Annotated in this window: 11 protein-coding genes; 6 read left to right on the forward strand and 5 right to left on the reverse strand. The window is 41.7% G+C overall.

Features of this window, described 5'->3' with window-relative positions:
* Nucleotides 1-147 precede the first annotated feature (147 nt).
* From ACE2AL_RS05285 to ACE2AL_RS05300, 4 genes are all read left to right on the forward strand, one after another.
* Nucleotides 148-1,548 carry an NAD(P)/FAD-dependent oxidoreductase gene (locus tag ACE2AL_RS05285; RefSeq protein WP_272681251.1) on the forward strand — a complete coding sequence of 467 codons (1,401 nt, stop codon included), beginning with the start codon at nucleotides 148-150 and terminating at the stop codon, nucleotides 1,546-1,548.
* Nucleotides 1,545-2,774: an NAD(P)/FAD-dependent oxidoreductase gene (locus ACE2AL_RS05290; protein ID WP_375084104.1), complete on the forward strand. Its 1,230-nt coding sequence runs from the start codon at nucleotides 1,545-1,547 to the stop codon at nucleotides 2,772-2,774. Before ACE2AL_RS05285 ends, ACE2AL_RS05290 begins: the two co-directional genes overlap by 4 nt.
* Nucleotides 2,775-2,810: 36 nt before the next feature.
* Nucleotides 2,811-3,587 carry a DeoR/GlpR family DNA-binding transcription regulator gene (locus ACE2AL_RS05295; protein WP_206082920.1) on the forward strand — a complete coding sequence of 259 codons (777 nt, stop codon included), beginning with the start codon at nucleotides 2,811-2,813 and terminating at the stop codon, nucleotides 3,585-3,587.
* A 106-nt stretch (nucleotides 3,588-3,693) separates the two neighbouring features.
* Entirely contained in the window at nucleotides 3,694-4,041 is a 348-nt protein-coding gene (locus ACE2AL_RS05300) for a DUF1937 family protein (RefSeq protein WP_353167562.1), read from the forward strand.
* A 214-nt stretch (nucleotides 4,042-4,255) separates the two neighbouring features.
* Here ACE2AL_RS05300 and ybaL read toward each other — a convergent pair whose 3' ends face one another.
* Both ybaL and ACE2AL_RS05310 read right to left on the reverse strand, forming a co-directional pair.
* Nucleotides 4,256-6,007, reverse strand: coding sequence for a YbaL family putative K(+) efflux transporter (ybaL, locus tag ACE2AL_RS05305; RefSeq protein ID WP_375084106.1), 1,752 nt, complete (start codon nucleotides 6,005-6,007; stop codon nucleotides 4,256-4,258).
* 286 nt (nucleotides 6,008-6,293) lie between these two features.
* Nucleotides 6,294-7,517, reverse strand: a complete 1,224-nt coding sequence (locus tag ACE2AL_RS05310; RefSeq protein ID WP_375084108.1) for an MFS transporter — start codon at nucleotides 7,515-7,517, stop codon at nucleotides 6,294-6,296.
* 255 nt (nucleotides 7,518-7,772) lie between these two features.
* Here ACE2AL_RS05310 and ushA point away from each other — a divergent pair, with 255 nt between their 5' ends.
* Nucleotides 7,773-9,443 carry a bifunctional UDP-sugar hydrolase/5'-nucleotidase UshA gene (ushA, locus tag ACE2AL_RS05315; RefSeq protein WP_206082917.1) on the forward strand — a complete coding sequence of 557 codons (1,671 nt, stop codon included), beginning with the start codon at nucleotides 7,773-7,775 and terminating at the stop codon, nucleotides 9,441-9,443.
* Nucleotides 9,444-9,502: 59 nt separating this feature from the next.
* Here ushA and ybaK read toward each other — a convergent pair whose 3' ends face one another.
* Both ybaK and ACE2AL_RS05325 read right to left on the reverse strand, forming a co-directional pair.
* The gene (gene ybaK / locus ACE2AL_RS05320) at nucleotides 9,503-9,976 is read right to left on the reverse strand and encodes a Cys-tRNA(Pro)/Cys-tRNA(Cys) deacylase YbaK (protein WP_206082916.1); all 474 of its coding nucleotides are present in this window, start codon (nucleotides 9,974-9,976) and stop codon (nucleotides 9,503-9,505) included.
* An 11-nt stretch (nucleotides 9,977-9,987) separates the two neighbouring features.
* The gene (locus ACE2AL_RS05325; RefSeq protein ID WP_206082915.1) at nucleotides 9,988-10,803 is read right to left on the reverse strand and encodes a TraB/GumN family protein; all 816 of its coding nucleotides are present in this window, start codon (nucleotides 10,801-10,803) and stop codon (nucleotides 9,988-9,990) included.
* Between the two features lie 206 nt (nucleotides 10,804-11,009).
* Between ACE2AL_RS05325 and ACE2AL_RS05330 the strand changes: the two genes are divergently transcribed.
* Entirely contained in the window at nucleotides 11,010-13,802 is a 2,793-nt protein-coding gene (locus ACE2AL_RS05330) for an RHS repeat-associated core domain-containing protein (RefSeq protein ID WP_375084111.1), read from the forward strand.
* A 32-nt stretch (nucleotides 13,803-13,834) separates the two neighbouring features.
* Here ACE2AL_RS05330 and ACE2AL_RS05335 read toward each other — a convergent pair whose 3' ends face one another.
* Complete coding sequence (locus ACE2AL_RS05335; RefSeq protein ID WP_206082913.1) at nucleotides 13,835-14,416, reverse strand: HdeD family acid-resistance protein; 582 nt, start codon at nucleotides 14,414-14,416, stop codon at nucleotides 13,835-13,837.
* Nucleotides 14,417-14,665 lie beyond the last annotated feature (249 nt).

Here is a 14,665-nt window from a genome sequence, read left to right on the forward strand (position 1 = left end):
AAGTTTCACTGATGTGACAAAACTCACAATAAAGTAACAATGTGAGTAGTTTTTGGTTTGTTGTTGTACTTTGTGTTGTTTTAATTATTGTGATTGTGGGAATTATGTGGTTTTATGTGTGCAAGTTTTAAGTAAAGGATCTCAGCCATGGATATTAATAATAAAAAAATTTGGGATGTCATTGTCATAGGCGGTGGTGTCATTGGCTGTGCAGTGACACGTAAATTCACACTGATGGGGGCAAATACTTTGCTGCTAGAACGAGGTGGTGACATCTTGTCAGGGGCGAGTAAGGCCAACAGCGCACTATTACATACAGGTTTTGACGCCACACCAGGGAGTCTAGAACTGGAATGTATGCAAGATGGGTATCGCGAATTCCTTGAAATCAGAGAAAAAATGAATTTGCCGATCCTCGAAACGGGGGCATTGGTTGTTGCGTGGAATGAAGAACAACTGAGTAAGCTGCCAGGCATTGTTGAACAAGCACATACTAATAATGTATTAGATGTGGCAATTATTGATAAAGACGAATTATACCGCCGTGAACCTCACTTAGCAGATGGTGCTTTAGCGGCGGTTTCGGTTCCAGGTGAAGCTGTGATTGACCCGTGGAGTACACCGTTATCTTATTTAACCCAAGCCGTGAAACACGGAGCACAATACCATTTTCATTGTGAAGTCAAAGGCGGTGAGCTAAAGGCGGGACTGTGGCATTTAACCACAACAAAAGGTGAGTTTTCTGCCCGTTTAGTGATTAACTGTGCAGGGATTAACGGGGATATTGTTGAGTCGATTTGCCATCCATCACCATTCCAAATAAAACCGCGCAAAGGGCAATTTTTGGTATATGACAAAGCGGCAGCTGCGGATATCAATGCGATTATTTTACCTGTACCAACCGCCATCACAAAGGGTGTTTTGTTATCAAAAACTATTTTCGGTAATTTGCTGTTAGGGCCAACAGCCGAAGAACAGGATGACCGTTGGAAAGCGGAAGTCAAACAAGAGGTGATGGAAGATTTAATCGCCCAAGGTTCTCGCATGTTACCGTCTTTACAGAATTACAGTGTGACGGCGACTTATGCGGGCTTACGTCCTGCAACAGAAGAAAAATATTACCGTATCAATGGTTACCCTGAAAAACAATGGATTTGTGCAGGGGGGATACGTTCTACAGGCTTAACATCAGCACTGGGTGTCGCAAATCACTTGGGTAAGTTATACCAAGAAAACTTCACGCCATTATTTGAATTATTGCCGCCAGAAGAACTTATTTGGCCGAATATGCCCTCGATTTCTGAATATCATCAACGTGATTACCAATGTAAAAGCAATGGCGGCATTGTGTGCCATTGTGAATTGGTAACACAACGGGAAATCGAAGCGACATTTGACTCTGATATTCCGCCTGAATGCTTGGGGGCTTTGCGCCGTAGAACGCGGGTTATGATGGGGCGTTGTAATGGCTTTTATTGCAGTAGTCAGGTGGCGGAAATCATTAATGGTCGTTTTGACCATACACTGGCAGTGGAGGCGGTAAAATGAGTTTATATTATGATGTGATTATCATTGGCTCAGGGCCAACTGGTGTTGCCGCAGCTCATACTCTACGCCGTCGTGGCATTAAGAATATCGCTATTCTTGAGCGAGAAGCCCATGCAGGCGGTGTTCCTCGTCATTGCCAACACCCAACATTTGGTTTGTTGGTATTTAAGCGGCCGATGAAAGGTAATCAATTTGCAGCGAAAATTGTGGAAAGCCTCGGTGATACCCCAATTTTTACCCGCAGCACCGTGACGCAGCTTCACCCAAATGGAAAACTGACGGTCTCTACCGCAGAGGGGTTAGTTGAGATGCACGCTAAGCGCATCTTGGTAGCGACAGGGGTTCGTGAAACACCGCGTCACCCACGTTTGGTATCAGGCCTTCGCCCGCAAGGTGTTTTAACCGCAGGGGCATTGCAGCAGTTTGTTTACCTTAATGGTAAAAAACCGTGCCGAAACCCTGTCATTGTGGGAAGTGAGTTAGTCAGTTTTTCTGCCCTGTGGACATTAAAAAATGCAGGTGTAAAAGCGCAGGCAATGGTGGAAGATGGGGAGCGCATTCTGGCATTTAAACCCGCGACCTTATTTGCCAAAGCGATGGGAACACCCGTTTATTTAAACAGTAAAATCACTGAAATTGGTGGCCTTGACCGTGTAGAGTATGTGATGGTGGAAACCAACGGAAAAAACCACAAAATTGAGTGTGATTCGGTCATTTTTACGGGGCAATTTGTGGGGGAAAATACATTAATCCGCAAAAGTCACCTTGAATTTGATGCGAGCACAGGGAAGCCTGTAACAGACCAATTTAGTCGCTGCTCGGATGGGGCATATTATGCGGCGGGGAATATGTTGCACCCTGCGGATATGGGGGATCAGTGCTACCAAGAAGGTTTATTGACAGGGGAGAATATTGCGAATGATTTATTAGCCAATCACCATCAGCCGCAAATTCAGCCTGTACAGCGCATCCCTGTGAGCAGAGATTCAAATATCAGCTTTAGCGTTCCTGCTTGTATAAATATGGACGCGCTATCCCAAGGATGTATCGACTTCAATATTAAAGTTGAACAAGCGTTGCAAGGCACAATCAAAGTCATGGCGGGGAATACGGTTTTGTATGAGAAAAAGCACCGTTGTTTACCAACAAGACGCATTTTATTGAAAAATATCGATTTAACAAAAATACAACCAGACGCTACTGAAATTCGTATCACTGTTGTATAGTGCTGGAAATGTTAAATGGTCAAGAAGGATTAAACTATGTGTGAAGGGCGCTCTTCAAAAGTACGGCATCAAACCATCATTGAGTTATTGTCGACTCAAGGTCAGGTGTACGTGCAGGAGCTCGCAAAGCATTTTAATGTCGCGCAGGAAACAATCCGTCGAGATCTCAGTAAGCTGGAATCACAAAAGTTATTAAAGAAAGTCCATGGCGGGGCGGTGAATATTCAGTCAAAATTTGAACGGAATTTTACTGAACGTGCTCAAGCTGCTGTGGATGAGAAAAAAGCGATTGCCATCAAGGCAGCTGAATTGATTAAACCTGGCGATACCTTATTTATTGATTTTGGTACGACGACGTTTGAATTTAGTCAACGTATTAAATTGATTGATAATTTAACGGTAATTACTAATTCGCCATTATTAGCGACCACACTGCAAGAAAACCCATCCATTGAAACCATTTTAATTGGAGGGCAGTTTAATGCGGCGCAAAATGCCTGTTTAGGCGCAATAGCGTTAAAAAATATTGCCGAGTTTTTTGCAGATTATGCAGTGATTGGTGCAGGGGCTATCCATGCATTACATGGCGTGATGGATCAGCATGTGGATGAGGCAGCAATAGCCCAAAAAATGATGGAAAACAGTGACAAACTGATTGTGCTGGCGGATGGTACTAAGGCCAATAAGCACGCCATTAACTTTGTCACTAATTGGGATAATATTGATTATCTGGTGACAACCAGTAAAGAATTTAAGTTACCCGAAAATAAAAAGCGACCAAAAACCAAAATCATTGTTGCTGATATTGAATAAGTTTTTAACGTAGCACCTATTTAAACCTATCCCTTGGAAAATAATCACTTATTTTTCACGGGATAACTGTATCTAAAATTTGAATACACTAACATCAGGAATTATTATGAGCCTTTATTTTATAGCTTGCCCTTACTCTGATCCCGATAGCAATATTGTAGAAATGCGTTTTGCTGAATGTACTAAATTTGCAGCAGAACTTGCGCTAAAAGGAATTGCGACCTATAGCCAAATCACCATGACGCACCCAATTAATCAATATTTGGCCACTGAAGGGAAAAAAGTAGCATGGTCATCCATTGATATGGAATTCTTAAAACGTTGTGATGGGCTAATTGTACTGACGCTACCAGGTTGGGAAAAGAGTGGTGGTGTTGCAGCTGAAATTCAGTTTTTTAAAGATAAAGGGCTGCCAGTTTGGACCAGTGATGAATTTATCGCTCACTCGTCATAATTCACGCTGATGCGTTGTTGGCTGCGTGCGTTCACCTTAGTCACATACTTATGTATTCTCCTAAGGATTCATTTACTTGCCGCCTAGCCTCAACGGGAATTATTTAGAGTGAGTGATGAGGGATGGAAGGTAAAAGACAAATGCTGAGATGAAAGAAGGCAAAAGATAAAAAAGGAAGCCATGGCTTCCTTTTTGTATTTATAGAGAGAGGAGGTTAGTGAGCCGGTTTTAGATAATCATCTAAACTTTTGCCTTCACCTTTTTTATCGTTGCCGCCATCAAGCATATCATCGATAGAACAGCCAAACTCTTCCACATCATTACACATGAGTGTCGCCATGGATTTGGCAATTTCATGTTCACCTATAATGATATGATCAGCGCCGCGCTCTTTAATAAAGCTGACTTCATCATCATAGTGGGCACGAACAATAACGGTAACGTCAGGGTTCATCTCTTTCGCGGTTGCGACGATTTCACCTGCTTCATAACCATTTGGAATGGTTAATAATAACGTTTTAGCACATTCAATGCGGGCAAGGCTGATGATTTCTTTATTCGCTCCATTACCGAGGATTGCACTGAAGCCATTTTCAGCCAGCTCCTCAAAGCGAGCACGGGTGTCTTCCACGACGACAACAGGGATTTCTCGTCTACGCAGTTTGTCCGCTAACATACCTCCGACACGACCATAACCGACGATGATGGCGTGACCACAGATATCGACAGGTACTTGTGTTTCTTCTTCCAGCGTTTCTTCCAGAAGTTGCTCTTCAATCGTTTCTGTTCTTTCAAGGTATTTATCTAACAAACTAAATAATACTGGGTTAAGCATAATAGAGACAATAGCACCCGCTAACACCAAGTTTTGTGCGTCTTTATCCATCACGCCGAGGGTGAGGCCCATACCCGCTAATATAAACGCAAACTCACCAATTTGCGCAAGGCTGACGGAGATGGTTAATGCGGTTCGCCGTGAGTGCCCAAACATTCTGACCAGAACCAGGGCCGCAGCGGACTTACCAATAATAATGATAGCCAGAACAGCCAAGATACCGAGAGGTTGCTGGATCAGAACCATCGGATCGAAAAGCATACCAACGGAAACGAAGAACAGAACCGCAAATGCATCACGCAGTGGTAAGGTGTCTTGTGCTGCACGGTGGCTCAGCTCAGACTCGTTCAGAACCATACCCGCGAAGAACGCCCCCAGCGCAAAGGAAGCATCAAAGATAGCTACAGCGGCATAAGCGATACCTAACGCAAGGGCGAGAACAGCTAAGGTGAACAGCTCACGAGAACCTGTTGAGGCGGTACGAGATAAAATCCATGGAATGACTTTACGACCGACCACAATCATAATGAATATGAATAAAACAACTTTACCAATTGTCCAGGCAAGGCTTAATGCGAGCTCACTAAAGCTTGCATCATCTGTGTTCATGATAGCAGCAGCGGCAGGAAGCAGTACCAGGGTAAGAACCATGGCTAAGTCTTCCACAATTAGCCAGCCAATGGCAATTTGCCCGCGTTGGCTTTCAATGAGTTGCCGTTCTTCTAATGCGCGTAATAAAACCACGGTACTGGCGGTTGAAAGACATAAACCAAAGACAATACCAGTAAAAATGCCCCAGCCAAATAACATCGACAGGCCGAGACCTAATAGGGTTGCTACCGCAATTTGTGCAATTGCACCAGGAATAGCAATGGCTTTAACGGCTAGTAAATCTTTGAGTGAAAAGTGTAAACCCACGCCAAACATCAGCAAGATAACGCCGATTTCAGCTAATTCAGGTGCAAGCGCTGCATCTGCCACAAACCCTGGGGTAAATGGGCCTGCAAGGACACCTGCTGCAAGGTAGCCCACAAGTGGGGAGATTTTTAATCGCTGTGCGATCATACCTAACAAATATGCAAGGGCGAGACCACCAACAATGGTTGTGATTAAGGGCGTTGAATGCTCCATTTAGTCTCCTCTGGTTAGTATGAAAATATAAGGTGGGTACATGCCGTTGACTTTTAAAATGAGGCCTTCATTTTAAAATGCCAATTTGCATGTTTTTCTATTTTAACTTTTTTTGAGAAATATTTCCTTAAAAAAATGAAATGTTTTTAAAAAAAAGACAGACTAAAGGTGCTAAATCGTTACAAACTTTAGGATTAGGCGATTTTTAGCTGAAATTTTTAGGAAATATGGTAGGAAAGACCCACACTTATTTTTAATTAAGTGTGGGTAAAATAAGAAAATAAATCTATTTATGACCGATATTTGGTAACAATACTGTAAAAATCCCAAGTAATGGCAAGAAAGCACAATAATGATAAACTTGCTCAATACTGGTTTGGTCAGCAATATGGCCTAAAACTGCTGCCCCAACACCGCCCATTCCGAATGCAAGACCGAAGAACAATCCTGATACCATGCCGGTTTTACCGGGGATCAGCTCCTGTGCATACACCAAAATAGCTGAGAACGCAGAGGCTAAAATCATCCCAATGATTACAGTTAGCACGCCCGTCCAGTACAGCGAAGCATACGGTAAAATGAGGGTAAAGGGGGCGACACCGAGGATTGAGAACCAAATAACATATTTACGACCTATTTTATCCCCAATAGGGCCGCCAATCATTGTCCCTGCGGCAACAGCGAATAAGAAAACAAATAGGTGAATCTGGGCATTTTGCACAGAAACACCAAACTTCTCTATAAGATAAAAGGTGTAATAACTGCTAATGCTAGCCAAATAGAAGTATTTAGAAAAAATCAAAACCAGTAAGACCGCTAACGAACCAATAACCGCCTTGCGAGGTAAGATTTTAATGTTGTCAGTGGAAATGGTTTTTTTACTGGCAGCGCGATGTTGCTGCTTATACCAGTTACTGACTTGCAGTAAAATCACAATCGCTAACAAAGCCGCAAGGGAGAACCAACCTAAGTTGCCTTTTCCATAAGGTTCAATAATTAATGCGGCAAGCAACGGCCCTAGTGATGCCCCTAAGTTACCGCCTACTTGGAAAAATGACTGAGCAAGGCCGTGACGACCACCTGAAGCCATTCGAGCTACACGAGATGATTCTGGGTGGAAGACTGAAGAACCCGTCCCGACTAAAGCGGCTGCAAATAAAATCATTGGGAAGGTTTCTGCCATCGCCAATAAAATTAACCCAGTCAATGTAAAGCTCATGCCAATTGGTAATGAGTATGGCTGAGGGTGTTTATCCGTGTAGTAGCCAATAACAGGCTGCAGTAGGGATGCGGTAATCTGATACGTTAGGGTGATCATCCCAATTTGCGCGAAGCTCAGCGAGAAATCAGATTGTAATAAAGGATAAATCGCTAAGATAAGCGATTGGATCATGTCGTTTAATAAATGGGAGACACTAATTGCTGTCAGAATACTGAAGACGGTTTTCCCTGTTTTATTCACGGGTTTTGATGGATTTGCGTTATTAGGGGTTGTTGTTTGCTCACTCATAATTATCAACTTTCTGTGTTACATAATTGTTATCAATATAACTGAAATACAATTTATTGAAATGAATAAATAAGCCACATGAAAAATAATATCAGTGAATTATTTGATGGTGATCTCATTTTTATGAAACGAATTTCTTATTCTGCAAGAGGTATCAAATCTTGCTCATATTTTTATGCTATAAATCTGCGGGCAGTGACAAACTATAATCTAATATTAACGAATAAAAATTCCTATACCAGCAGGGAGAAGTGTATGAAGTTTGCATTTAAAGCATCCGCATGTGCATTAACAGTATCGTTAGCGTTAATACCCGCGACGATGGCAAACGCGTGGGAAAAAGACAAAACCTACAATATCACTATTTTGCATACAAATGACCACCATGGTCACTTTTGGCATAACGACCACGGCGAATACGGTTTAGCAGCGCAAAAAACCGTCGTTGATGAAATTCGCAATGAAGTGGCGAAGCAAGGTGGCAGTGTGTTGCTACTCTCTGGTGGTGATATCAATACAGGGGTTCCAGAATCTGATTTACAAGACGCGGAGCCTGATTTCAAAGGGATGAATTTAGTCGGGTACGATGCAATGGCATTGGGTAACCATGAGTTCGATAATCCGCTTGAAACGCTACGTCAGCAAGAAAAATGGGCAACCTTCCCATTCTTATCCGCTAATATTTACCAAACCAGCACAGGTAAACGTCTGTTTAAACCTTATCAAATATTTGATAAACAAGGTGTAAAAATTGCAGTGATGGGGCTGACTACAGACGATACTGTACGTATTGGTAACCCAGCAAATTTCCCTGATGTCGAATTCCGCGTACCTGCGGATGAAGCGAAAAAAGTGGTTGAAGAACTGCGCCAGACTGAAAAACCTGACATTATCATCGCCGCAACCCACATGGGGCACTATGATGACGGCAAACATGGTTCAAACGCACCAGGTGACGTCGAAATGGCACGCAGTTTACCTGCGGGTTACTTAGATATGATAGTGGGTGGTCACTCACAAGACCCCGTTTGTATGTCCCAAGAAAACAAAGACTATAAACAAGCGGACTATGTACCAGGGACTCCTTGTGCGCCAGATAATCAAAATGGTACATGGATTGTTCAAGCCCATGAGTGGGGTAAATATGTAGGACGTGCTGATTTTGAATTCAAAAATGGCAAATTTACCTTAAAACACTACCAGTTAATTCCAATTAACTTGAAGAAAAAAGTGACCAAAGAAGATGGTACCAGTGAGCGTGTTTATTACACACAAGAAATCGCCCACAACCCAGATATGATGAAATTACTGACGCCATACCAAGAGAAAGGTGATAAGCAATTAAGCGTCAAAGTGGGTTCTGTTGAAGGCAAACTGGAAGGCGATCGTAGCAAAGTGCGCTTTGTGCAAACCAATATGGGGCACCTTCTGTTAGCAGCTCAAAAAGAGCGCGCAGGCGCTGATTTTGCCATCATGAGTGGGGGGGGTGTCCGTGATTCTATCGAAAGCGGTGATATCACGTATAAAGATGTGCTGAAAGTTCAACCCTTTGCGAATGAATTAGTGTACGTTGATTTTAAAGGGGATGAAGTCATTCCTTACCTGACTGCGGTCGCGAATATGAAACCCGATGCAGGGGCATATGGTCAATTCTATAATGTAAACTTGACGTTGAATAAAGATGGTACGATTAGCGATGTGAAAATCGATGGTAAACCTGTTGATACATCAAAAACTTATCGTATGGCAACATTGAATTTTAATGCGATTGGTGGTGATGGTTATCCGAAAATTGATAATCACCCTAACTATGTGAATACAGGTTTTGTGGATGCGGAAGTGCTCAAAGGTTATATCGAGAAACATTCTCCACTAAAAGCTGCAGATTACGAACCAAAAGGTGAGATTATTTATAACAATAAATAATTCATTTTATAATATGAAAAGCCTCATATCGATGAGGCTTTTTTTATCAATGCGCGTATTTACTTGCGAATTTCAGCAAAAGTAGCATTGAGTACGTTACCTAAATCAGCTGGCGCTAATTCAATATCCAACCCGCGTTTTCCCCCTGAAATAAACATTGTTGCATATTGCTGGGCTTGGTCATCGATTACCGTGGGTAATCGCTTCTTTTGGCCCAATGGACTGATGCCACCTAATAAATAGCCAGTGGTCTTTTGCGCGATTTGGGGATCGGCCATTTCCACTTTTTTCACTTTGAACACTTTTGCGACCAGTTTTAAGTCAAGCTGCCCTGAGACAGGGGTGACGGCAACGGCTAATGTTTTTTGGTCACCATTTAATGCCACTAATAACGTTTTAAACACTTGTTTGGCATCTAAGCCTAATTTACGTACTGCCTCATCACCAAAGTTGCTCTCATTTGGGTCATGATCATAAGGGTGCAATGTGAAGTTAATTTTTTGTTTTTCAAGTAATTTAACAGCAGGAGTCATTTTTTTACCTTTTATTTATCTCTGACACAATGGCGCAGATACTCAACAAGACTGTCTTCACCAAATAGGTGTAATGCACCAACAGCAACCACATAATTGCCATCTGGAAGCGCCTTAAGTTGTTCACTCCAAACTGCATTACGTTTATCCATTAGTACTTGATAGACATCTTTACTGAAAGTATTAGGTAAAGTCATGTGGTTATTGGGTTGATAATCAAGCCACCAACCAATCATGGTTTGCAGTGAACGTGCATTTGCGCGCCAATGGACTAATGAGTCTTGTAAGAGCGCTAACCCATTATTAGGCAAGGAAAGCAGCAATTCAACTTGGGATGCAGTGCCTTCAAGTTCAATGATCGGTTTAAGTTGGGTCTGAGCGTTGCGAATAAGCTGATAATCGATGCCATAGTGGCCGCGCAAGCCAAGCCCTTGTGCTTGAGTGGCCTGTAGGATCAAGGCGATTTGCCATGAAGGGAGACTATCAAATTTTTCGGGTGACTGGTGAATTTCTTGGCAACATTGCAAAAATAAGGCGTATTGTTCTTCGCTCAAACGTTGCTGAACAGGGCGCTGCTCATCAACTTCATGAGGGAAAGGGGATTGAGCTTGGGTTATATCCGCTTCAACAATTAATGCATCCGCTTGATTCAGTTTATCGAGCAATATGGCAGATAACGGAAACATATTTTCTGTTCCCATATGAATACTGCCTACAATGTGCAATTTAAGGCCTTTTGATAAGCGAACATCAATCGCAGGATAGGGGTATACCAGCGCCGTTTCCATATGGAGCCAATTTTTAAAGCTTTCAAACAGTTTTCCCATCATTTTACCCTGCATTTTTCTTGGGTTAATAGGGTAAACAATCTCTCGCGAATTTGCGAATGTTGTACGTCAATTACGCATTTTTCGTCTGTCCTGATAAAAATGGACAATGACAATTTAGGCACACTTCAATTATGGTTTCACGATATGAAGCAATACGTTAACAAGATGGTGTTATCATTTTGTTAGCCTTAATTGGAGATAACATGATAACGCCTCAAATTTCAAATATTCATGCGGGCACACCAACAATAACGGCATTCGATAACCGTCACTTTACGGTTCGTACACTTCAATACTATCGACAGCCTAATATTCAACAGGATGTACAGGAGCGTCTTGAATTTCATTATTTTAATATTTATGGTTTTTTACAGAAAAATGCAGATACACGTTTGTCTGAAAGTGGGCAAGATAACTTTTATTATCATACGGATTTAATGGGGTTCTCTTTATTAAACAAAGGTGTTGATAGCGGTGAAATTTACCAACTGAATGATATTGAACAGCGGCTTATGGTAAGCATTGACGCAAATAAAACGTTTAAATGGTGTTGCTATGAGGCTAATGATTCATTAGGTCGCCTCGAAAGTGTCAGTGAGAAAATAGAGGGAGGGAACTGGCGAGTCAGCGAGCGTTTTCAATATGCAGGTAATTCGCATACCGAACAATTGGCAAATTTAGCTGGGCAATGTATTAGTCACTTTGATACTGCAGGGTTATTGCAAACACAGGAAGTATCACTGCAAGGGGAACCGACTTTATTGACTCGGCAGTTTATTCAACAAGTTGATAATGCTGAGTTTAATGTTGATTGGCAAGGAGATAGTGATTTAACAGCATTATCACCCGAAAAATTTTCTCACCAAACACATTTTGATGCTGCAGGTGCTTGCCTTTCTATTATTGATGCAAAAGGCCATAAACAACAGCGAGAGTATGATATTACAGGTCAGTTAATCAGAACGACATTCACAGTTAAAGGACAAGATACGCAGCTAATAACTCAGATCATTGAATATTCGGCAGTCGGTCAGAAAGTGCGAGAGATCTATGGTAATGGTGCCGTGACTGAGTATGTATACGAGGCGCAGACACAGCGCTTAATCCTTATTCAGACCTATAGGCCAGTAAATCACTCACTGGGTTATAAATTATTTCAGAGTTTACATTACGACTACGATCCTGTCGGCAATGTGATTGCAATTTATAATAGTGCAGAAAAAAAGGTTTTTTGGCGGAATCAAAAAGTCGAACCCAAGCATCGATATCAATATGACACGCTTTATCAATTAGTCCATGCGACAGGGCGAGAAATAGCGGGTATTAGCCAGCAAAGTCACTACCTTCCTCACCATTCATCAATTGATAATTCGGTATATACACGGTATTTCCGTGCCTATTCTTATGATAAAGGCGGGAATTTAATTCAAATTCACCACCGTGCCCCTGCGATGCAGCAAGCTTATACAATCAAAATGACAACGAGCAGCCGAAGTAACCATGCAGTACTGGCAGATTTAGCTGAGTTTCCTCATCAAGTGGAACCATTATTCACGCCAAGTGGACAGCAAAAACAGCTTTTGCAAGGAAAAAATTTAACGTGGACATCAAGGCAAGAACTGCAAAGTGTTAATGGTGCTGGCGGGAATGAGTTTTACCGCTACGATGGCGACAGCCAGCGGGCATTAAAAATAACACAATATAATCAAAAACAAAGCAAGGTTGTTTATTTACCGAACCTAGAGATTAGGCAAATTGAACATAATGAAAAATACCATGTGATCTGTATCGGGGAAGACAGTGAGGTACTAGCCCAAGTATTGCATTGGGAAATTGGGCTACCAGATAAAATGGTAAATAATACCGTTCGTTATAGTATTAATGGGCTTGCCAGCAATAGCGGTTTAGAACTCGATATGGATGGAAACTTGATTAGCCAAGAGGAGTTTTATCCCTTTGGTGGAACGGCTGTTTGGGCGGTAAGTAGCGCATTGGAAGTAAACTACAAAACACGGCGCTATTCAGGGCAAGAGCGTGATATTACAGGGCTTTATTATTATGGTCGTCGTTATTATCAGCCTTGGGTGGGGCGTTGGTTAAGCGCAGATCCCGCGGGAACTATTGATGGTTTAAATCTGTATCGGATGGTACGTAACAACCCATTGACCTATCAGGATGAACATGGGTTAGCACCTCGACTTTTTGATACACAGGATGATATGTTTGCTGATTTCCAGCAAACAGTATCAAAGCTGCTTAATGCATCCTCTAAAATTGAAAGAATTGCGAAAAATCCATCATTAATTCGCAACCGAGTCATTAGTATGGCGCAATTATTTTACAAAGATAAAACATCTAAATTTACATATGCTATTAATTTATATGAATTTTTGGAGATGGACTCGCAAAGTGAGGAGTTTAAGACATGGGCGACAAATAAATTAAGCTATCAAAATACTTCTCGCCAGCGTCAGCCTGGCTGGGAAACGGTTAATCATGCGGAGCAGGCATTAATAAGAACATTAACGGCTCATGATAGTTTTAACATAAGTAATTTAATCATATCCCAAAAGGCTAAATTATGTTCAAGTTGTGAAAATGCCATGTATACTTTTCGACAATCAATGCCTAAACGTCGCTTCACAACGATGATTCTTCGAGATGGTGATTTACCTCTTGCAGCCATACAACATGGGCAGTCACGAACTCGCTATAAAAACTCTTCATATTCTGCTGGAGTGGCGGTAGGGAAAACGAGTTTCACATTATACGACTATAAAGATATAGAGTTTCAGGTTGGAATGGGGAATTTCTGGGGAGGGATGGATAAAACACTCTATACAATGTATGCCAATGAGTTTGAACGTGTGTTTGGGAATCTTCCTATCGGAAAGGGAGTCAAAAAGTCATTTCCCCCTAAACCCCCCAAAAGCTCAGGAGGTCGTGGCCATCAGCTTGATAAAAATCAACCCAGTACCAGTCGTCGTCATCGATGAAGTGATTGCCCCCAAATAGGGGGCAAATTGAATTAACTGTTTTTAGTAATGTTTTTAAACACACTTAGCAACGCAAATAAGCTGAATGAGCTAAACACCATTTCGATACCAATTAACGTGGTTAATAGCGTAATCGACGTTAATGGCCCATTGCCAACAAGCAAAAAGGCAATAAAGAAATCTAATAACCCGATAAGAATTTGCAGCCAACCGCTTGGGGATTTTATTTGTTGAAAACCCACATATAAGCGAATGACACCGCCGACAATAAATAGTGCGGCGACTAAAATCGCGAGAGCGATTAAGCTTTGTAGTGGGTCTTTAATAAAGGAATAGCCGACAATAATATAGATTAGCCCAATCACAAAACCAAATAAGCGCGACCATCCCGTATAAATTACCGTGCTAAGTATGCTAACAATGGCACCGACACCACCAATAATCAGTAAAACGCCTAATACCGTACTGACCGCAATGCCTGAAATCATTGGGTTAACAATACAAAAAATGCCGCCAGCCAACAGCAAAAAGGACAAAATTAATAAAAAAGTTCGCTGTTTTTTAAATTCCTCACCAGCGAGTTTGGCAAGTTTTTCACGATCAATATTAAGCATTTTGCGCTCCAAATATTAAGTAGCTAATTATTTAATAGTATAGACCTAGCCGACGAGAAAGGGCATCAAAGATCGTGCGATTTAAATAATAAAATCTTGGAAGGCAAATACTTAGCGTATTTTGATGATTGAAATAAGACGAGAAAGGATGAGAGAGGCTCCCACCCTTCAGACTGCTGACAAACCGATTAGGTTTGACTGCAGGTTGGATTGGTTTTGAAAATAGTCGAGGAAAATCAATTCATTGAT

It is taken from the genome of Providencia xihuensis (assembly GCF_041953405.1).
GTDB lineage: Bacteria > Pseudomonadota > Gammaproteobacteria > Enterobacterales > Enterobacteriaceae > Providencia > Providencia vermicola.

Excerpts from the sequence above, each read along its gene's own strand:
- ACE2AL_RS05285 (WP_272681251.1), top strand. The coding sequence starts at position 148 with ATGGATATTAATAATAAAAAAATTTGGGATGTCATTGTCATAGGCGGT.
- ACE2AL_RS05290 (WP_375084104.1), top strand. The coding sequence starts at position 1,545 with ATGAGTTTATATTATGATGTGATTATCATTGGCTCAGGGCCAACTGGT.
- ACE2AL_RS05295 (WP_206082920.1), top strand. The coding sequence starts at position 2,811 with ATGTGTGAAGGGCGCTCTTCAAAAGTACGGCATCAAACCATCATTGAG.
- ACE2AL_RS05300 (WP_353167562.1), top strand. The coding sequence starts at position 3,694 with ATGAGCCTTTATTTTATAGCTTGCCCTTACTCTGATCCCGATAGCAAT.
- ybaL (WP_375084106.1), bottom strand. The coding sequence starts at position 6,007 with ATGGAGCATTCAACGCCCTTAATCACAACCATTGTTGGTGGTCTCGCC.
- ACE2AL_RS05310 (WP_375084108.1), bottom strand. The coding sequence starts at position 7,517 with ATGAGTGAGCAAACAACAACCCCTAATAACGCAAATCCATCAAAACCC.
- ushA (WP_206082917.1), top strand. The coding sequence starts at position 7,773 with ATGAAGTTTGCATTTAAAGCATCCGCATGTGCATTAACAGTATCGTTA.
- ybaK (WP_206082916.1), bottom strand. The coding sequence starts at position 9,976 with ATGACTCCTGCTGTTAAATTACTTGAAAAACAAAAAATTAACTTCACA.
- ACE2AL_RS05325 (WP_206082915.1), bottom strand. The coding sequence starts at position 10,803 with ATGGGAAAACTGTTTGAAAGCTTTAAAAATTGGCTCCATATGGAAACG.
- ACE2AL_RS05330 (WP_375084111.1), top strand. The coding sequence starts at position 11,010 with ATGATAACGCCTCAAATTTCAAATATTCATGCGGGCACACCAACAATA.
- ACE2AL_RS05335 (WP_206082913.1), bottom strand. The coding sequence starts at position 14,416 with ATGCTTAATATTGATCGTGAAAAACTTGCCAAACTCGCTGGTGAGGAA.